18 protein-coding genes are annotated in these 18,193 nt (G+C 70.5%); 13 read left to right on the top strand and 5 right to left on the bottom strand.

Going from position 1 to position 18,193, the window contains the following annotated elements:
* The first annotated feature begins 5 nt into the window (after positions 1-5).
* The 6 genes from hpnH to IE226_RS09310 all read left to right on the top strand — a co-directional run bounded on the left by hpnH (position 6) and on the right by IE226_RS09310 (position 6,402).
* Complete coding sequence (gene hpnH, locus IE226_RS09335; RefSeq protein ID WP_190080604.1) at positions 6-1,031, top strand: adenosyl-hopene transferase HpnH; 1,026 nt, start codon at positions 6-8, stop codon at positions 1,029-1,031.
* Positions 1,032-1,035: 4 nt separating this feature from the next.
* The gene (gene ispG, locus IE226_RS09330) at positions 1,036-2,202 is read left to right on the top strand and encodes a flavodoxin-dependent (E)-4-hydroxy-3-methylbut-2-enyl-diphosphate synthase (protein ID WP_190080603.1); all 1,167 of its coding nucleotides are present in this window, start codon (positions 1,036-1,038) and stop codon (positions 2,200-2,202) included.
* Between the two features lie 25 nt (positions 2,203-2,227).
* Complete coding sequence (gene dxs, locus IE226_RS09325) at positions 2,228-4,108, top strand: 1-deoxy-D-xylulose-5-phosphate synthase (RefSeq protein ID WP_190080602.1); 1,881 nt, start codon at positions 2,228-2,230, stop codon at positions 4,106-4,108.
* The gene (locus tag IE226_RS09320; RefSeq protein ID WP_190080601.1) at positions 4,105-5,490 is read left to right on the top strand and encodes an aspartate aminotransferase family protein; all 1,386 of its coding nucleotides are present in this window, start codon (positions 4,105-4,107) and stop codon (positions 5,488-5,490) included. Before dxs ends, IE226_RS09320 begins: the two co-directional genes overlap by 4 nt.
* Positions 5,491-5,566: 76 nt before the next feature.
* The gene (locus tag IE226_RS09315; RefSeq protein ID WP_190080600.1) at positions 5,567-6,226 is read left to right on the top strand and encodes a helix-turn-helix domain-containing protein; all 660 of its coding nucleotides are present in this window, start codon (positions 5,567-5,569) and stop codon (positions 6,224-6,226) included.
* Positions 6,227-6,279: 53 nt separating this feature from the next.
* Positions 6,280-6,402: a DUF6126 family protein gene (locus tag IE226_RS09310; RefSeq protein WP_190080972.1), complete on the top strand. Its 123-nt coding sequence runs from the start codon at positions 6,280-6,282 to the stop codon at positions 6,400-6,402.
* Between the two features lie 30 nt (positions 6,403-6,432).
* On the opposite strand, the gene IE226_RS09305 is transcribed toward IE226_RS09310, so the two are convergent.
* Positions 6,433-7,248, bottom strand: coding sequence for a tyrosine-protein phosphatase (locus IE226_RS09305; RefSeq protein WP_190080599.1), 816 nt, complete (start codon positions 7,246-7,248; stop codon positions 6,433-6,435).
* Between the two features lie 261 nt (positions 7,249-7,509).
* On the opposite strand from IE226_RS09305, the gene IE226_RS09300 reads away from it, so the two are divergent.
* Positions 7,510-8,328, top strand: a complete 819-nt coding sequence (locus IE226_RS09300) for an SGNH/GDSL hydrolase family protein (protein ID WP_229870693.1) — start codon at positions 7,510-7,512, stop codon at positions 8,326-8,328.
* Positions 8,329-8,337: 9 nt separating this feature from the next.
* Here IE226_RS09300 and IE226_RS09295 read toward each other — a convergent pair whose 3' ends face one another.
* Positions 8,338-8,952 carry a TetR/AcrR family transcriptional regulator gene (locus tag IE226_RS09295; RefSeq protein WP_190080598.1) on the bottom strand — a complete coding sequence of 205 codons (615 nt, stop codon included), beginning with the start codon at positions 8,950-8,952 and terminating at the stop codon, positions 8,338-8,340.
* 105 nt (positions 8,953-9,057) lie between these two features.
* Positions 9,058-10,260 (bottom strand): glutamate dehydrogenase, encoded by a 1,203-nt coding sequence (locus IE226_RS09290; protein ID WP_190080597.1) that lies wholly within the window; start codon positions 10,258-10,260, stop codon positions 9,058-9,060.
* A gap of 161 nt (positions 10,261-10,421) precedes the next feature.
* Here IE226_RS09290 and IE226_RS09285 point away from each other — a divergent pair, with 161 nt between their 5' ends.
* Entirely contained in the window at positions 10,422-11,660 is a 1,239-nt protein-coding gene (locus IE226_RS09285) for an MBL fold metallo-hydrolase (RefSeq protein WP_190080596.1), read from the top strand.
* A gap of 45 nt (positions 11,661-11,705) precedes the next feature.
* Here IE226_RS09285 and IE226_RS09280 read toward each other — a convergent pair whose 3' ends face one another.
* Positions 11,706-13,265, bottom strand: a complete 1,560-nt coding sequence (locus IE226_RS09280; RefSeq protein ID WP_190080595.1) for an ATP-binding SpoIIE family protein phosphatase — start codon at positions 13,263-13,265, stop codon at positions 11,706-11,708.
* A gap of 258 nt (positions 13,266-13,523) precedes the next feature.
* Positions 13,524-14,072 (bottom strand): YciI family protein, encoded by a 549-nt coding sequence (locus IE226_RS09275; protein ID WP_190080594.1) that lies wholly within the window; start codon positions 14,070-14,072, stop codon positions 13,524-13,526.
* Between the two features lie 314 nt (positions 14,073-14,386).
* On the opposite strand from IE226_RS09275, the gene IE226_RS09270 reads away from it, so the two are divergent.
* The 5 genes from IE226_RS09270 to IE226_RS09250 all read left to right on the top strand — a co-directional run bounded on the left by IE226_RS09270 (position 14,387) and on the right by IE226_RS09250 (position 18,193).
* The gene (locus IE226_RS09270; protein WP_190080593.1) at positions 14,387-16,216 is read left to right on the top strand and encodes an ATP-binding protein; all 1,830 of its coding nucleotides are present in this window, start codon (positions 14,387-14,389) and stop codon (positions 16,214-16,216) included.
* A 70-nt stretch (positions 16,217-16,286) separates the two neighbouring features.
* On the top strand, positions 16,287-16,721 hold the full coding sequence (locus tag IE226_RS09265) for a roadblock/LC7 domain-containing protein (RefSeq protein WP_190080592.1): 435 nt from the start codon (positions 16,287-16,289) through the stop codon (positions 16,719-16,721).
* 2 nt (positions 16,722-16,723) lie between these two features.
* Entirely contained in the window at positions 16,724-17,095 is a 372-nt protein-coding gene (locus IE226_RS09260) for a DUF742 domain-containing protein (RefSeq protein WP_190080591.1), read from the top strand.
* A complete protein-coding gene (locus IE226_RS09255) occupies positions 17,073-17,669 on the top strand; it encodes a GTP-binding protein (protein ID WP_190080590.1) in 597 nt (198 codons plus the stop codon). The genes IE226_RS09260 and IE226_RS09255 overlap by 23 nt, the downstream gene beginning before the upstream one ends.
* The gene (locus tag IE226_RS09250) at positions 17,666-18,193 is read left to right on the top strand and encodes a GAF domain-containing protein (protein WP_190080970.1); all 528 of its coding nucleotides are present in this window, start codon (positions 17,666-17,668) and stop codon (positions 18,191-18,193) included. Before IE226_RS09255 ends, IE226_RS09250 begins: the two co-directional genes overlap by 4 nt.

The following is an 18,193-nucleotide window of genomic DNA, read 5'->3' as shown; positions in this document are numbered from 1 at the left end:
GCCAGATGGCCATGCCGCTGCGCCAGACCATCAAGGTCGCGACGTATCTCTTTGAACAGAAGCTCCGCAAGCGTGAGAAGTTCCCGCTGATCGTCGAGTTGGAGCCGCTCTTCGCGTGCAACCTCGCATGCGAGGGATGCGGAAAGATCCAGCACCCGGCCGGAGTGCTCAAGCAGCGGATGCCGGTGGCCCAGGCCGTGGGCGCCGTCCTTGAATCCGGTGCGCCGATGGTGTCCATCGCGGGCGGTGAACCGCTGATGCACCCTCACATCGACGAAATCGTGCGGCAGTTGGTTGCAAAGAAGAAGTATGTCTTCCTCTGCACCAACGCCATGCTGCTGCGCAAGAAGCTGGAGAAGTTCACGCCTTCCCCGTACTTCGCGTTCGCCGTGCACATCGACGGAATGCGCGAGCGGCACGACGAATCCGTCGCGAAGGAAGGCGTGTTCGACGAGGCGGTGGCGGCCATCAAGGAAGCCAAGAGGCGCGGCTTCCGGGTCACCACCAACTCCACCTTCTTCAGCAACGACACACCGCAGAACATCATCGAGGTGCTCAACTACCTCAACGACGAGCTGCAGGTCGACGAGATGATGCTCTCGCCCGCCTACGCCTACGAGAAGGCGCCGGACCAGGAGCACTTCCTGGGCGTCGAGCAGACCCGCGAACTCTTCAAGAAGGCCTTCGCGGGCGGCAATCGGCGTCGCTGGCGCCTGAACCACTCGCCGCTCTTCCTCGACTTCCTCGAGGGCAAGGCGGACTTCCCCTGCACCGCGTGGGCGATCCCGAACTACTCGCTCTTCGGCTGGCAGCGCCCCTGCTATCTGATGAGCGACGGGTACGTCCCCACGTACAAGGAGCTCATCGAGGAGACCGACTGGGACAAGTACGGTCGCGGCAAGGACCCCCGATGCGCCAACTGCATGGCGCACTGCGGATACGAGCCGACCGCCGTCCTGGCCACCATGGGCTCCCTCAAGGAGTCCATCCGCGCCGCCCGCGAGACAGTTTCCGCCAACCGCGCGGGGTGACGTCATGACCCCTGGAACGCCTGTCGCACTGGGCCTTCCTGAGCTGCCGGTCCGGCCGATCGCCGGGCGCCGCCTCTCGCGGCGCATCGAGGTCGGGCCGGTGGCCGTGGGGGGTGGCGCACCGGTGTCGGTGCAGTCGATGACGACGACGCGTACGTCCGACATCGGGGCGACGTTGCAGCAGATCGCGGAGCTGACCGCGTCCGGCTGCCAGATCGTGCGGGTCGCGTGTCCGACGCAGGACGACGCGGACGCGCTCGCGACGATCGCGCGCAAGTCGCAGATCCCGGTGATCGCGGACATCCACTTCCAGCCGAAGTACGTCTTCGCGGCGATCGACGCCGGGTGTGCCGCGGTCCGGGTGAACCCGGGCAACATCAAGCAGTTCGACGACAAGGTGCGCGAGATCGCCCGCGCGGCGTCGGCGGCCGGTACGCCGATCCGGATCGGCGTGAACGCGGGCTCGCTCGACAAGCGGCTGCTCGCCAAGTACGGCAAGGCCACCCCGGAGGCTCTGGTCGAGTCGGCCCTGTGGGAGGCGTCGCTCTTCGAGGAGCACGGCTTCAGGGACATCAAGATCTCGGTCAAGCACAACGACCCGGTGATCATGGTCAACGCCTATCGGCAGTTGGCCGCCGCCTGCGACTATCCGCTGCACCTCGGCGTGACGGAGGCCGGCCCCGCCTTCCAGGGCACGATCAAGTCGGCGGTCGCCTTCGGCGCGCTGCTGAGCGAGGGCATCGGCGACACCATCCGTGTCTCCCTGTCGGCGCCGCCCGCCGAGGAGGTCAAGGTCGGCATCCAGATACTCGAATCGCTCGGCCTCCGACAGAGGCGCCTGGAGATCGTCTCCTGCCCGTCCTGCGGTCGCGCCCAGGTCGACGTGTACAAGCTGGCGGACGAGGTCACGGCGGGCCTGGACGGCATGGAAGTGCCGCTGCGCGTCGCGGTCATGGGGTGTGTCGTGAACGGGCCGGGGGAGGCCCGCGAGGCGGATCTCGGCGTCGCGTCCGGCAACGGCAAGGGGCAGATCTTCGTCAAGGGCGAGGTCGTCAAGACCGTACCCGAGTCGAAGATCGTGGAGACGCTCATCGAAGAGGCGATGAAGATCGCCGCACAGATGGAGGACGACGGCGTCACCTCAGGGGTGCCCGACGTCACCGTGAGTTGAGACCAACCACAGAGGGGGCCCGAGCATGACCATTCTGGAAACCATTCGGGGGCCGCGCGACCTGAAGGCACTGACCGAGTCCGAGCTCGACGAACTGGCCGGGGAGGTCCGGGAGTTCCTGGTGCACGCGGTCGCCAGGACCGGAGGTCACCTCGGGCCCAATCTGGGGGTGGTGGAACTCTCCATCGCCCTCCACCGGGTCTTCGAGTCACCGATCGACCGCATCGTCTGGGACACCGGCCACCAGAGCTACGTGCACAAACTCCTCACCGGCCGGCAGGACTTCTCCAAGCTGCGCGGCAAGGGCGGCCTCTCCGGCTATCCCTCGCGCGCCGAGTCCGAGCACGACATCGTGGAGAACAGTCACGCCTCGACCGCGCTCGGCTGGGCCGACGGCCTGGCCAAGGCGCGCCAGGTCCTGAAAGAGCGCGGGCACGTCGTCGCCGTCATCGGCGACGGCGCGCTGACCGGCGGCATGGCCTGGGAGGCGCTCAACAACATCGCGGCCGCGAAGAACCGGCCGCTGATCATCGTCGTCAACGACAACGAGCGTTCGTACGCGCCCACCATCGGGGGCCTCGCCGACCATCTGGCCACGCTGCGCACCACCGACAGCTACGAACAGGTCCTGGCCTGGGGCAAGGACATACTCCAGCGCACACCCGTCGTCGGCCACACGCTGTACGAGTCGCTGCACGGGGCCAAGAAGGGGTTCAAGGACGCCTTCGCGCCGCAAGGCATGTTCGAGGACCTCGGGCTCAAGTACGTCGGGCCGATCGACGGGCACGACACCGGGGCCGTCGAGTCGGCACTGCGACGTGCGAAACGCTTCCACGGTCCCGTCATCGTCCACTGCCTCACCGAGAAGGGCCGCGGCTACGAGCCCGCGCTCGCCGACGACGCCGACCGCTTTCATACGGTCGGCGTGATGGACCCGCTCACCTGCGAACCGCTCGCGCCGTCCCACGGGCCCTCCTGGACCTCGGTGTTCGGCGACGAGATCGTACGCGTCGGACGGGAACGGCCCGACGTCGTGGCGATCACGGCGGCGATGCTGCACCCGGTGGGCCTGACGAAGTTCGCGGCGGAGTTTCCCGACCGGGTATGGGACGTCGGCATCGCGGAACAGCACGCCACGGTGTCCGCGGCCGGGCTCGCGACAGGCGGCCTGCACCCCGTCGTCGCCGTCTACGCCACCTTCCTCAACCGCGCCTTCGACCAGCTCCTGATGGATGTCGCCCTGCACGAGTGCGGCGTCACCTTCGTCCTGGACCGGGCCGGGGTCACGGGTGTCGACGGCGCCTCGCACAACGGCATGTGGGACATGTCGATCCTCCAGGTCGTGCCGGGGCTGCGGATCGCCGCCCCGCGCGACGCCGACCAACTCCGCCTCCAGCTGCGGGAAGCGGTCGCGGTGGACGACGCGCCGACCCTCCTGCGCTTCCCCAAGGAGTCGGTGGGTCCCGCGATTCCCGCGGTGGACCGGATGGGCGGCATGGACGTGCTCAGCCAGGACCCCGATGCCAACGTGCTGCTCGTCGCGGTCGGCGTGCTGGCGCCCGTCTGCCTCCAGGCCGCGGAGCTGCTGAGGGAACGGGGCCTGACCTGCACGGTGGTCGACCCCCGCTGGGTCAAGCCGGTCGACGCCGAGCTGCCCGCACTGGCCGCAGGACACCGTGTCGTAGGGGTCGTCGAGGACAACAGCCGGGCGGCCGGGGTCGGCGCCGCGGTCGCCCTCGCCCTCTCGGACGCCGAAGTCGACGTACCCGTAAGGCGGTTCGGCATCCCCGAGCAGTTCCTCGCGCACGCCAAACGGGGCGAGGTGCTCGCGGACATCGGGCTCACGCCGGTCGAGATCGCGGGGCGGATCAGCGCCACCCTCGCAGCCAAGGAGCACACAGCATGACCAAGGAGTTCGACCTCGGCAGACTGCTCGCCGAGCGGGGCGCCGAGCGGTACGACCTGCATGCGCGGCACCTGAACCATCAGCTGCCGCGCATGCTGCACACCATCGGCTTCGACAAGGTCTACGAACGGGCCGAGGGCGCGTACTTCTGGGACGCGGAAGGCAACGACTACCTCGACATGCTCGCGGGTTTCGGGGTGATGGGCCTCGGCCGGCACCACCCCGTCGTACGCAAGGCGCTGCACGACGTCCTGGACGCCTCGCTCGCCGACCTGACGCGCTTCGACTGCCAGCCGCTGCCGGGACTCCTCGCCGAGAAGCTGCTGGGCCACAGCCCCCATCTGGACCGGGTGTTCTTCGGCAACAGCGGCACCGAGGCCGTCGAGACCGCGCTGAAGTTCGCGCGGTACGCCACGGGCAGGCCCAGGGTGCTGTACTGCACGCACGCCTTCCACGGCCTGACCACGGGGTCGCTCTCGGTCAACGGCGAGTCCGGCTTCCGGGACGGGTTCGCACCGCTGCTCCCCGACACGGCGATCCCGCTCGGCGACCTGGACGCCCTGCGCACGGAGCTCGAGAAGGGCGACGTGGCCGGGCTCATCCTCGAACCCATCCAGGGCAAGGGCGTGCACGAGACGCCGCCCGGCTATCTGCGCGCCGCGCAGGAACTGCTGCACCGGCACAAGGCACTGCTCATCGCCGACGAGGTGCAGACGGGCCTCGGCAGGACCGGCGACTTCTACGCCTATCAGCACGAGGAAGGCGTCGAGCCGGACCTGGTGTGCGTCGCGAAGGCGCTGTCGGGCGGCTATGTGCCGGTGGGCGCGACGCTCGGCAAGGACTGGATCTTCAAGAAGGTCTTCTCGTCGATGGACCGGGTGCTCGTGCACTCGGCGAGCTTCGGGTCCAACGCACAGGCCATGGCGGCCGGCCTCGCGGTCCTGTCCGTCATGGAGAACGAGGAGATCGTCGCGAACGCGCGCGTGACAGGAGAGCTCCTGAAGTCGCGCCTCGCCGCGCTCGTCGACCGCTATGAGCTCCTGAGCGAGGTGCGAGGCCGCGGCCTGATGATCGGCATCGAGTTCGGCCGCCCCGGATCGCTCAAGCTGCGTAGCCGCTGGACGATGCTGCAGGCGGCGCGCAAGGGACTCTTCGCGCAGATGGTGGTCGTGCCGCTGTTGCAGAAGCACCGCATCCTCACCCAGGTCTCCGGCGACCATCTGGAGGTCATCAAGCTGATCCCGCCGCTGACCGTCGGGGAACGGGAGGTCGACCGCTTCGTGGAGGCCTTCACGGCGGTGATGGACGAGGCGCACAGCGGGGGCGGGCTCATGTGGGACTTCGGGAAGACGCTGGTGAAGCAGGCGGTCGCGAACCGCTGAGAGCGCTCGGCCGCAGGCTTTTTGCCTCTGGGGCAATATAGTTGCCCCAGAGGCAAGGGCGTGGCTCAATCGACGTATGAGCGATGCCGAGCCCGAACCGGTCGACGCGCGGGCCGACAAGGTCGGCGGGGCCGTTGACGACCTCCCCGCCGTTGCCCCGCAACTACGTGAGCTGCGCCGCCGTGCCGCGCTCACGCTGGAGGCCGCGGCCCGCACGGTCGGGCTCTCGCCCGCCCATCTCTCCCGCCTGGAGACCGGACAGCGCCAGCCGTCCCTGCCCATGCTGCTCGCACTCGCCCGTACCTACGGTACGACGGTCTCCGAACTCCTCGGCGAGACGCCCGCCGACCGGGACGCGATCGTCCGCGCCCCGGACATGGAGCCCACACGCGCGGGCGGCTGGACCTACTGGCAGGCCGGCGCGCAGGCCCGCGGCATGCAGGCACTGCGAGTGCACGTGCCGCACGGCGCACAGGGCGACATCGTGCGCGTCCACCCCGGCGAGGAGTGGCTGTACGTCCTCCGGGGGCGCCTGCGCCTGACGCTCGGGGACGCCGTGCACACGCTCGAGCCCGGGGACAGCGCGCACTTCGACTCGCTGACCCCGCACCGGATCGCCGCCGCGGACCACCTCGGCACCGACCTTCTCTTCGTCCACACCCTGCTGCAGAGCCCCGCCACCGCGCTGTGCCTCGGCGGGGCCCCGCACAGCCCCACCACGGGAGATTCGCGATGACGGAACCTGAAGCGCAGCAGACGGGGCAGGACTCCGCGCCCGCCAAGAAGAAGATGTCCCTGGAGGAGAAGTTCCCCCGCGGGCTGTGGGTCCGGCTGATCGTCTACGTGGCCGTCGGCCATCTCTTCGCCGCCTTCATCTACCTGCTGTTCACGCTGGGGGCGCAGAACCAGTAGGCCCGGGCGGCACACCGGGCGGCACGGGGATCAGTCCAGCAGGTTCTCGCGGAGCCGCTCACGTACCTCCGGGGTCACCTTGAGACCCTCGGCGAGATAGGTCTCCGTGTCGCCCCAGGTCTGCTCGATCGTCTCGAAGGCGACGGCCAGATACTCGGCGCGGGCCTCGAAGAGCGGGCTGAGCAGCTGCATGACCTCGGGGGACAGGGCGTTGGGGGAGTTGTCGCCACGGCGTACCTTGTAGCGGCGGTGGGTGGCGTTCGACTCCAGGTAGTCCGCCTCGATGGCGTCGCGCTCGACGCCGACGGCGAGCAGGGCGACGGCGATCGAGAGGCCCGCACGGTCCTTGCCCGCGGCGCAGTGCATCAGGGCGGGCACGCTGTCCGCGGCCAGCTCGTGCAGTACCCGGCTGTGCTCGGCGGTGCGGTCCCTGATGATCTCGCGGTACGTGTCGGTCATGCGCCCCGCGGCCTGCCCGTCGGCGAGGGCCGCGCGCAGCTGCTCCAGGTCGCCGTCGCGCACCATCGCCCAGAACTCGGCGCCGTGGGCCGGGTCGGTCAGCGGCAGGTTCACGTTGCGTACGCCGGGCAGTTCGACGTCCGGGCCCTCGAGCCGCTGGTCGGCCGCGTTGCGGAAGTCGTAGACCGTATGCAGGTTCAGGGTGGAGAGGAACGCGGTGTCCGCCGCCGTGGCGTGCGCGAGGTGACCGCTGCGGAAGAGCCGGCCGGGCCGGACCCGGCGGCCGTCCACCGTCGGAAGTCCGCCCACGTCACGGAAGTTGCGGACTCCGGTCAGCTCGGGCTCCGACGGTTCCGAAAGCTCCGTCGGAGGGACTTGCTGCGTCACGGGGGCTCCTCCCATGCGGCCGCCGGCGCGACTCGCCGGTGGTGATTGCGGCTTCGACCATACGACACGGGTTCCCGGCGCAATCACTGCTGGTGCATGAGCGTTGCCTCACAGGTGACGGCCCCGGGCTCCGAGCGCCGTCGCACGCGGCCGCCGCGTATTCCGGGCTTGAAGGAAACTTGACCGGTGGCTTATCTCACCCCCCGTCAACCCCTCCCTACGATGGCGTAGGTCACTTGCCAAGGTGAAAGATGTGACGACGTGAGAGCAGAGTCGACATCCTTCATCCCTGACACATTCACCTCCTACGCAGCGGTCGGCGACAGCTTCACCGAAGGCGTGGGGGACCCCGGTCCCGACGGCACCTTCGTCGGCTGGGCCGACCGCCTGGCCGTCCTGCTCGACGACCGGATGCCGGAGCACACGTTCCGGTACGCCAACCTCGCCGTGCGCGGCAAGCTGCTCGACCAGGTCGTCGCGGACCAGGTGCCCCTGGCCAAGAAGATGGGCCCGGACTTCCTGTCGTTCTGCGCGGGCGGCAACGACATCATCCGTCCCGGCACCGACCCGGACGAGGTCGCCGAGCGGTTCGAGCGGGCCGTCGCCGATCTCACCTCGGCCATCGGCACGGTCATGGTGACCACCGGCTTCGACACCCGCGGGGTGCCGGTCCTCAAGCACCTGCGCGGCAAGATCGCCACGTACAACGGACACGTCCGCGCGATCGCCGACCGCTACGGCTGCCCGGTCCTCGACCTGTGGTCCCTCAAGACCATCCAGGACCGCCGCGCCTGGGACGGCGACCGCCTGCACCTCTCCGCGGAGGGCCACACCCGCGTGGCTTTGCGCGCGGCGCAGGTCCTCGGCCTCGAGATCCCCGCGGACCCCGACCAGCCGTGGCCCCCGGAGCCGCCGCGCGGCACGCTGGAGGTGCGGCGCGACGACATCAACTGGGCGCGCGAGTACCTGGTGCCGTGGTTCGGGCGGCGGCTGCGCGGAGAGTCGTCGGGAGACCACGTGGAGGCGAAGGGAAGCGTGGACCCGTACACCGTCCGGATGCACATCGAGTCGGCGTCCTGAACGGCGGCGTCAGATCGCCCGCGCGTCGACCGGGAGCAGACCGAGCTCCCGCGTGAGGGCCTCGTCGACCCAGGCCAGCATGCGGGCGCGCGGCAGTGTGCCGCCGTACGCGGTCATCTGCACCGCGAGGCCGTCGAGCAGGGCCGTGAGGCGCAGGGCCGCGTCACGGGGGTCGGCGCAGGTGAACTCGCCTGCCGTGACGCCCTCTTCGATGACCTGAGCCAGGGCCGCCTTCCACTGCTGGTCCAGGTCGCGCGTCACCGCACGCAGAGCGGGTTCACGCAGGGCGGCGGACCAGCCCTCGATCCACAGGCGCCAGCCCTTGGCCTGGCCGGTGGGGGCGTACCAGCGGACGGCGGCGCGCAAGCGGCGCAGGGCCGTGGTGCGGCGTTTCAGGAGGGTGTGCAGGTGGGCGAGGTCGGCCCGGGCGGCATGCGCGAAAGCCGCCGCCACCAGCTTCTCCTTCGTGGAGAAGTGGTACAGGACCAGCGCGTTGCTCACCCCGAGCGCCGCGGCCACGTCCGCGATGCGCACGGCGGCCACGCCGCGCACCTCGATCTGTTCGACGGTCGCGGCCAGGATCTCCGCCCGTCGCTCCGCCACGCTCAACCGCACTCTCGCCACGCCGGGCAGCCTAGCCTTCTCCGGTCTACGCGTGTCTGCGTGCGTCCATGGATGGCGGTCCAGGGCCGTGCAGGGCTGTGTTTCTCCGTGCAGGGCCGTGTTTCTCTACGAGGGCGCGTACCAGCCGAATCGCTCGCCGATCCGCGGCAGACGATCGGCGACCAGCGCGTGGGCCGCAGCACGCGGCGTCGTACCGTCCGCCTCCGCACGGTCCAGCATCAGGCCGACCAGGGCCCGCATCGAACGCCGCGTGTGCGCGAAGGCCTCCTGCGCGTCGGCCCCGATGTCACCGAACAGGGTCCACCACCACCAGGCGTTGGTACCGGAGTTGACCACCACGTCAGGCAGGACGGTGACGCCGCGCTCCGCGAGCAGCGCCTCCGCCTCCGGCAGGACCGGCATGTTGGCCGCCTCCGCGATCCAACGGGCCCTGATCCGCGCCTGGTTGACCCGGTCGATTGAGTACGACACCGCGGCGGGCACCAGGATGTCCGCCTCCGCGGCCAGCCAGTCGTCGCCCGGCAGTTCGCGGTCGCCGGCGCGCAGGGCGGAGCGGTCCACCGTGCCGTGCGCGTCGCGGGCGGCGAGCAGTGCCTCCACGTCGAGTCCGGCCGGATTGGCGATCGTGCCCTTGATGTCGGCGACGGCCACCGTCGTCAGGCCGGCGCGCGAGAGGAAGCGGGCGGTCGCGCCGCCCATGGTGCCCAGGCCCTGCACGGCCACGCGCGCGCCCGCGCGCGCGTGACCCTCGCGATCGAGCGCGGCCAGGACCGCCTCGGCGACCCCGTGGCCGCCGACCAGCTCGGCCAGACCGATCCCGTCGGCCCGCACGGCGAACGCGTCCGCCAGACGGTCACGGGCCGCCGCCTCGTCGTCCAGGAGCGGGTAGACGGCCTGGACGCACGAGACGAGGCCGGCGTCCGCCGCCGCTTTGTCGACCAGGTCCTGGGTCAGACCCAGATCCTCGCCCGTGGTCCAGGAGCTCTCGATGTAGGGGCGCATCGCCCGCAGATAGCGCACCAGGACGTCGTACGCCTCCGGGGCGCGCGGATCGCAGTCGATGCCGCCCTTGGCGCCGCCGAGCGGGATGTAGCGGGCGCTCGGGTCGTAGTGCAGGGCTTCCTTCATGGTCATCCCGCGCGCGAGGCCCGCGACCTCGTCCAGGGTGCAGCCGGGGCGCATCCTCAGGCCACCGCTGCAGACCCCCCGTACGAGACGGTCGATGACGAGAAAACCCCGGTGCCCGGTGAGGTGATCCGTCCAGGTGAGGGAGAGCAGAGGCGTGGGAACCGGGGACGTGGAGACCATGGAGCACGCAGAGCACACAGAGCACACTCCTACTGAATGGGGAATCAGTAGTAGTACATCACGCGGCCAGGGGTACGAGGCCGGAGCGGGCCCCTTCGAACGGCCGTCGCCGACGGCGGTGCACATAATGGAGATCTGACCTATCCCTTCCAGGAGGTGCTGTGTCCCGTTCGCTGAGCTCTGGGCTCCGCTCGCTCAGGACCGCCGCCTTCGGCGCGGATCCGGCCGGTGAGCGGCTCGCGAGGATCCACAGATCGCCGAACTTCGCCGACGGGTCCTTCCAGAACCCCGAAGGGGCGCGAACCCGGCCCACCGGTTCGTCGCTCGAGTTCGCGAAGATCTACTTCCGCAAGGAGGAGCGGGCCCGGCGCGCTCCCGCGGGCACCGTTCCGGTGCATTCCACGACCCTCGCCGACCTCGCCGCGCCGCCGGCCGACGGTCTGCGGATCACCTGGATGGGGCATTCCAGTGTGCTCGCCGAGATCGACGGGCAGCGGGTGCTCTTCGACCCGGTCTGGGGAGAGCGGTGCTCTCCCTTCTCCTGGGTCGGCCCCAAGCGGCTGCATCCCGTGCCGGTGCCGCTCGCGGCGCTCGGCCCGGTAGACGTCGTGGTGATCTCGCACGATCACTACGACCACCTCGACATGCCCACCATCCAAGCCCTGGCCGGCACGGACACGGTGTTCGCGGTACCGCTGGGCGTCGGCGCCCACCTGGAGCGCTGGGGCGTGCCCGCCGACCGGCTGCGCGAGCTCGACTGGAACGAGTCCGCGAAGGTCGCGGGCCTGACCCTGACGGCCACCCCCGCGCGCCACTTCTGCGGCCGCGGCCTGCGCAACTTCCAGCACACGCTGTGGGCGTCCTGGGTCGTCACGGGGTCCGAGCACCGCGTCTACCACAGCGGGGACACCGGCTACTTCGCCGGTTTCCGGGACATCGGCGCGGAGCACGGACCGTTCGACGTCACCATGATCCAGATCGGCGCCTACAGCGAGTTCTGGCCCGACATCCACATGACGCCCGAGGAGGGCGTGCGCGCGCACCTGGACCTCCAGGGCGGGCGGCCCGAGGGCGTGCTGCTGCCCATCCACTGGGGCACGTTCAACCTCGCACCCCACCCGTGGTCCGCGCCGGGCGAGGGCACGGTCTCCGCGGCGGAAAGCGCGGGGGCGAAGATCGCGCTGCCCGTGCCGGGGGAGCCGTTCGAGCCCGCGTCGGACTCCGTGCCCGCGGAGCCGTGGTGGCGCGGGGTCGCGATCGAGCCGGAGGGCGGATGGACCCCTTCGGGGACCGTCGCCGCGGCCACCGAGGGCGTGGAGGCCGCCGCTCGCGCGCTGGGAGCCGCGGGTTCGGAGGGCACAGAAGGCACCGGGGAGCCCGAGACGGCGCGGGTCGGCTGACGCTTCCGGGGCGGCCGCGTGCGGCGCGCCGCCCCCCAGGCCGTGTCAGCCGGACGAGGGCGTCAGGGCGGGCGGCACAGCGGCATCCCGGTCGGCCGACGCGATCAGCGTGGTGAACCACACGGTCTTGCCGGTGGCGCACGGCCGGGTGCCCCAGGCGTCCGCGAGGGCTTCGACCAGGCACAGCCCGCGGCCGTCCTCCTCCGTACTGGCGGCGAGCCGGGCGCGCGGCCGCGGCGTACTGCGGTCGGTGATCTCCACGCCCAGTTCGCGGACGCTGTGCCACACCCGCAGATTGAACGGCCCCCGCGCGTGCCGGAACGCGTTGGTCAAAAGTTCCGAGGTCAGCAGGAGCGCCGTGTCGGCATGATCCGTGAGCCCCCACTCCTCCAGCTTCGCCCGCAGGAACCGCCGTCCTGCCGGGACCGAGACCGCCTCGCAGTCGAGGGCCGTCTCCGCGGTCTCCAGGGGCGCCGTGGGGAAACTGACGAGCAGCAGGGTCACGTCGTCGGCGTAGGTGTCGGTGTCCGGCACCAGCGTGTGCAGGACGCGGTCGGCGGCGGTCTCCAGACCGCCGCCGGTCGTGGCGAAGGCGTCCTCCAGCATGGTGGTCATCAGCTTCAGCCGCTGTTCGATGTCGCTGCTCGCCGTCTCCACCAGGCCGTCGGTGTAGAGGGTCAGGGTCGTACCGGCCCGTAGCGGCAGGCGGACCTGCTGGTGCGGCACCCCGCCCACCCCGAGGGGGATACCGGTCGGCACCGGCAGCGCACTCACCGTCGCGTCCGGTTCGATGAGGAGGACCGGCAGGTGGCCGGCCGAGCACACCGTCATCTCGCCCCTGGCGGGGTCCGCCTCCAGATAGACGCAGGTGACGAACGGCTCGGGCAGGTCACGCGTGAACGCGTCCAGCGTCTGCATCACCTCGCACGGCGGCAGGCCCGCCAGGGCCAGGGCACGCGCCGCCGAGCGCAGTTGCCCCATCACCACCGCCGCGTCCATGCCGCGCCCCATCACGTCCCCGACGAAGACCCCGACGCGCCCGGCGCCCAGATCGATCAGGTCGAACCAGTCGCCGCCGACCCCCTGCCCCTGGGTCGAGGGCAGATAACGGCTGGCCGCCAAAGCACCGGGGATCTGGCGTGCGTTGCCCATCAGGTTGAGGGCGAGGGAGATCTGCCGCTGCTGCGCGTGCAGTCGTGTGAGCTCCGCTTCGGCCCTCTTGCGGGCGGTGATGTCGCGCATGAGCGAGCAGACGGCGGTGATGGAGCCGTCGCGGGTGCGGATCGGCCACAGGGTCACGTCGACGTCCAGGACGCGGCCGTCGCTGGCCGTCCGGCGGGTCTCGTAGTGCTCGACCCGCACGCCGCGGGCGATCTGTTCGAGCAGGCCGGCTTCCTCGTCCTTGAGGTCGGGGGGCAGGAGCATGCCGACGTGGCTGCCGATGACGTCTTCGGGCGCGTATCCGTAGAGCCGTTGGGCTGCCGCGTTCCAGAAAGTGATCTGGCCGTCGAGGGTCTTCATGAGGATCGCGTCCTGTGAGGATTCGACCAGCTCCCGGAAGAACCCCGGCTGGCTTCCGGCGCCCCGCAGCTTCTGCACTGACATCACTGATGCCTCGCTTCACCTGACGCGTCGGCTTCCGTACGAGGAGAATCGCGTCTACCCGCACCGGTGCACGTCCACGTCAACCATCACCTGTTGTGATGACGGATATTGCAGCACATCCGTGGTCGTCTTCACGGTTCCGCCGGTATTTCACCGCTACGGACGCCCAGTTGTCCGTTCCGTGTCATGTCGGGGCGGCCCGGGTGCCACAATGGGGCAGCCGGGCCCATTTGCCGCGCCGCGCCTGTTCTTCCGCGCTCACCTCCGCCCGCCGAACTCCCAGTCGTGCACCTCGATCCCGGCGTACCTGCCCGGGACCAGGACGGCGCGTGCCGCGTCCGGATCCGCCGCCCGGACCAGCGCGGCCGTCCCCACCCAGGTGGTGCCGTCGTCGCCGAGCAGTGGCCCGTACGCGATGAGATCGTCCCGGCCGGGCGGCACGTCCAGGTCGGCGCGGTGCCCCGAGCCGAGGCCGATGACCAGGTACCGGTTGCCGCCCGTAGCGCCGCCGGGGAACTCCCACATGGTGCGCCCCAGCGTGTTGCGCCAACGGCGCAGCAGCACGTCCCGGTAGGCGCCCGCCTGGTAGTTGGGCTCGTCGAAGGCGAACCCGCGGGCAGCGGCGGAATCGGGCAGGTCGACTATGTGCACGCTGCCGGTGGGTGTTTCGCCGTCGGGGGCGAATGTCGGGCCGCGCGCGATCAGGTTGGCCGCGTACTGGTCCATGTAGGACCAGTGGGCCTCGGTGAGTTCTTCGCGCAACGCGCGGGAACCGGACCGGTCGCGGTGATAGCAGAAGAAATACATATCGCCGACTCTTGTCAAGCGGCGGCGGATTCTCAACAGGATTCGAGAGGCGATCGGTTTCTGTCGTAATACGGGGCCGAGTTCCTACCGTAATCGGACGACCGTGCGAGGTGTCATACCAGAGCGGGACGCCGAGTGCCGGACTTTGTCAACTGCCCCACGCACTTGAAGCGTTGGTGACTACCGTGAGTGTCCGCCGGTCGACGCAGGGATCATGACGGCTCCCACGCCTGTGCCCTCCCGCCCGGTACGGCGATGCCGCGAAGCCACGCGTCGCGCGCCCGTCGGAGCCCGCTCCCTGACCGAGGACGCTGATGTCTCACCTTCGTGCACCGGCCGCCCGCGCAGACCGCCGTGAGGGCGGCGGCAGGCACGGGAAGCCCGGGAGCCGACCCACCGCGCCGCTGCCCGAGGCCCGGATACGGCCGCAGCTCCTGCGCATCGCCGTACTGCCCGTCGTCGCGGTGGTGCTCTGCGCCGGCGCCGCCGTGCTGTACATCGTCCGCGCGGCCCCCGGCCCGCTCGAACCGGCGCTCCTTCTCGTACTCGGCATCGCCGGGGCCATCAGCCTGGCCAGCATCGTGATCGCCGCCGTCGCCGCCGACCGCACCGCGGCCTCCGTACGCGAGCGCGTCGGCACCCTGCGCCGCACCACCGCCCGCGGCCAGGCCGAACTGCGCGAAGTCGTCGAGAAGCTGCGCCGCGGCGACGGACCGCCCCCGCGCAGAGTGTCGACCAGAACCGCAGGGGAAGGCGACGAGTTCGGGCTGCTCGCCGACGAGCTCTCCCGGGCCCAGGACGTCGCCGTCACCGCCGTCGTGCAGGCCTCGCAGCTCTCCAGCCACGCGGGCAGCGAACAGAAGGTCGAGGTCTTCGTCAATCTGGCCCGGCGGCTGCAGTCCCTCGTACACCGCGAGATCTCCATCCTCGACGACCTGGAGAACGACGTCGAGGACCCGGACCTGCTCAAGGGCCTCTTCCACGTCGACCACCTGGCCACCCGCATCCGCAGGCACGCCGAGAACCTCGCCGTCCTCGGCGGCGCCATCTCGCGCCGCCAGTGGAGCAACCCGGTCTCCATGACGGAGGTGCTCCGCTCGGCCATCGCGGAGGTCGAGCAGTACTCGCGCGTCAAACTGGTGCCGCCGATCGCGGGCACCCTGCGCGGCCACGCCGTCGCCGACGTCATCCACCTCCTCGCCGAACTCGTCGAGAACGCCACGGTGTTCTCCGCCCCGCACACCCAGGTCCTGCTGCGCGCCAATCTGGTGACGGCCGGGCTAGCCGTCGAGGTCGAGGACCGCGGGCTCGGCATGCCGCTGACCGAGCAGAACAAGATGAACCATCTGCTCGCCGACCCGGACCAGGTCAACGTCGCGAGCCTCCTCCAGGACGGGCGGATCGGCCTCTACGTCGTCTCCGCGCTCGCCCGCAGGCACGGCATCGCGGTGCGCCTCCAGACCAACATCTACGGCGGTGTGCAGGCCGTACTGATCCTGCCGCAGGTCCTCCTGGGCGCCGAGCCGCCGAACGAGGCCGTCCCCGCCGGGCTCCCGCAGCAAGCCGCGCAGCCGGCCGCCCCCGGCGGCGTACGGGAAACGGCACCCGCGCCCGCGGCGGCCCCCCGCCCGGAACCGGTCCCCGCGGCGCGCAGGCCGCAGCAGAACGCGCCGTCGAGCACCCCGCACGCCCCCGCGGTGAACGGCGCTGCGGTGAACGGCGCTCCGGTGAACGGCTCCGCGGTGAACGGCGTCACGGCGAACGGCTCCGCGCCCGCACCGCTGCCCGTGCGCGGCAGGGAGGGCAGGCCGACCCCGGCCGAAGCCGTGCCCGGCATCCGGCCGGAGGACCGGCAGGCCGTCGCCGAGCATGCCGGGACACCGCCGACCCCCCTCAACGGCGTCGTACGCGGCCGGGTCGGCAAGCCCCAATTGCCCAAGCGGCGCGCCCAGGAACACATCGCGCCCCAACTGCGGGAGGCGCCCGCGCCCCGCCCGGACAGCGAGCACCACGTCGGCCACGACCCGGGCCTGATGGCCGCCTTCCAGCGCGGCATCGGGCTCGCCGCCGCACAGGACACGCGTGACCCGGCACCCGAATCCGACCTCAACGTCCCCACTGACGCAGGCGACCAGGGTGGCTGAACCCCACCACCACCCGGCCACCCCCACATCTGCTGCGGCAGACCCTCGTACCGCAAGGAGTCGATCCACCATGGTGAGCGATGCGCCGACAGGGCAGGTTTCCGACCTCGACTGGCTGATGAGCGGACTCGTGCAGCGCGTGCCGCACACCCACAGCGCGGTCCTGCTCTCCTCCGACGGACTCGTGAAGTCGGTCCACGGCCTCGACCCGGACAGCGCCGACCACATGGCGGCCCTGGCCTCCGGGCTCTACTCACTGGGGCGCAGCGCCGGGATCCGGTTCGGCGACGGCGGCGACGTACGCCAGGTCGTCGTGGAACTCGACTCCACCCTCCTGTTCGTCTCCACGGCGGGCTCGGGCACCTGTCTGGCGGTGCTCGCCGGGCGCGACGCGGACGCGGCGGTGCTCGGCTACGAAATGGCGATGCTGGTCAAGAGCGTGCGCCCCTACCTGATGACCGCCCCCCGGCAGCTCGCCGGCGAACCCGCGCCGATGAGGCATTGAGCGTGGCGGCCCCGCACGACGGGCCATGGCTCGACGAATCCGCCGGACGGCTCGTCCGCCCCTACACGGTCAGCGACGGACGGACCCGGCCGACCGCCCAGATGGACCTGCTGACCCAGGTGATGGCCACCGGAGGACCGGTCATCGGCTACCAGGGGCCTGATCACACGGCAGCGCTCGGACTCTGCGCGGCACCGACATCGGTCGCGGAGATCGCGGCGCAGCTGAAGCTGCCCGCGGTCGTGACCAAGGTGCTGCTCTCCGATCTCGTCGACTGCGGGGCCCTCACCCTGAGAGCCCCGGACTTCTACCACAACCCCACCGACCGGTCCCTGTTGGAGGCAGTGCTCGATGGACTACGACGACAGCTCTGACCCCTTCCCCACCGCGCTGAAGATCCTGATCGCGGGCGGTTTCGGGGTCGGCAAGACGACCTTCACGGGCGCGGTGAGCGAGATCGCGCCGCTCAGTACGGAGGAGCTCCTGACCACCGTCAGCGAGGGCACCGACGATCTGACGGGTGTCGAGAACAAGACCACGACGACCGTGGCCATGGACTTCGGGCGCATCACCCTCGATCCGGGTCATGTGCTCTACCTCTTCGGGACGCCCGGCCAGGAACGCTTCTGGTTCATGTGGGACGAACTCTCCGAAGGCGCGCTCGGCGCGGTCGTCCTCGCCGACACCCGCCGCCTGGAGGACTGCTTCGCGGCCGTCGACTTCTTCGAGCAGCGCGGCATGGGCTTCATCGTCGCGATCAACGAATTCGACGGCGGCTACCGCTACGAACCCGAAGAAGTGCGCTCCGCCATCGACCTCGACCCCCGGGTGCCCGTCGTGCGGTGCGACGCGCGGATCTCAAGCTCGGGGATCGCGACGCTCCTCACCCTCGTCAAGCACCTCCTCGCCCACGCCCCGGCCGCCCCGAGCTACGGAGCCCACACCTGATGTACGACACGACAGCGCATCTGCTGCTCACGCCCGTCGACAAGGAGGCGCCGAGCCGGGCACGGCGGCTGCGCAGGCTCGGCATAGGCCTGCGCCCCGACCTCGCCTTCGACGCCTTCGCCGACCGGCTCGCCGTGGTCACCGGCGCTCCGTACTCCATGGTCAACTTCATCGACGAGAACCGGCAGTTCTTCGCGGGGCTGCACGCCCGTGACGACACGGTGTCCCGCTACATGGCGCGTGATCACGGCTACTGCCCGCATGTCGTCGTGCGGCGCAAGGCGCTGGTCCTCGAGGACGTCCGCGACTATCCGCGGTTCGCGGGGAATCCCGTGGTCGACGAGATCGGGATCCGCTCCTATCTGGGCGCCCCGCTCATCGACCGCACGGGCACAGCACTCGGCACGGTCTGTGTCGTGGACGTCGAGCCGCGGCCGTGGGGCAGGTCGGGCCTCGAGACGATCAAGGCGATGGCGGCGGAGCTGATCGAGCAGATCCACCGCCGGGAGGACGGCGGGATCTGA

It is taken from the genome of Streptomyces longisporoflavus (genome assembly GCF_014649775.1).
GTDB classification, from domain to species: domain Bacteria; phylum Actinomycetota; class Actinomycetes; order Streptomycetales; family Streptomycetaceae; genus Streptomyces; species Streptomyces longisporoflavus.
The sequence above is the reverse complement of the archived record's forward strand: the minus strand, read 5'-3'. Positions and strand labels throughout refer to the sequence as shown.

Coding starts and splice junctions, on each gene's coding strand:
- hpnH (WP_190080604.1), top strand. CDS start 6: ATGGCCATGCCGCTGCGCCAGACCATCAAGGTCGCGACGTATCTCTTT.
- ispG (WP_190080603.1), top strand. CDS start 1,036: ATGACCCCTGGAACGCCTGTCGCACTGGGCCTTCCTGAGCTGCCGGTC.
- dxs (WP_190080602.1), top strand. CDS start 2,228: ATGACCATTCTGGAAACCATTCGGGGGCCGCGCGACCTGAAGGCACTG.
- IE226_RS09320 (WP_190080601.1), top strand. CDS start 4,105: ATGACCAAGGAGTTCGACCTCGGCAGACTGCTCGCCGAGCGGGGCGCC.
- IE226_RS09315 (WP_190080600.1), top strand. CDS start 5,567: ATGAGCGATGCCGAGCCCGAACCGGTCGACGCGCGGGCCGACAAGGTC.
- IE226_RS09310 (WP_190080972.1), top strand. CDS start 6,280: ATGTCCCTGGAGGAGAAGTTCCCCCGCGGGCTGTGGGTCCGGCTGATC.
- IE226_RS09290 (WP_190080597.1), bottom strand. CDS start 10,260: ATGGTCTCCACGTCCCCGGTTCCCACGCCTCTGCTCTCCCTCACCTGG.
- IE226_RS09280 (WP_190080595.1), bottom strand. CDS start 13,265: ATGTCAGTGCAGAAGCTGCGGGGCGCCGGAAGCCAGCCGGGGTTCTTC.
- IE226_RS09275 (WP_190080594.1), bottom strand. CDS start 14,072: ATGTATTTCTTCTGCTATCACCGCGACCGGTCCGGTTCCCGCGCGTTG.
- IE226_RS09270 (WP_190080593.1), top strand. CDS start 14,387: ATGTCTCACCTTCGTGCACCGGCCGCCCGCGCAGACCGCCGTGAGGGC.
- IE226_RS09265 (WP_190080592.1), top strand. CDS start 16,287: ATGGTGAGCGATGCGCCGACAGGGCAGGTTTCCGACCTCGACTGGCTG.
- IE226_RS09255 (WP_190080590.1), top strand. CDS start 17,073: ATGGACTACGACGACAGCTCTGACCCCTTCCCCACCGCGCTGAAGATC.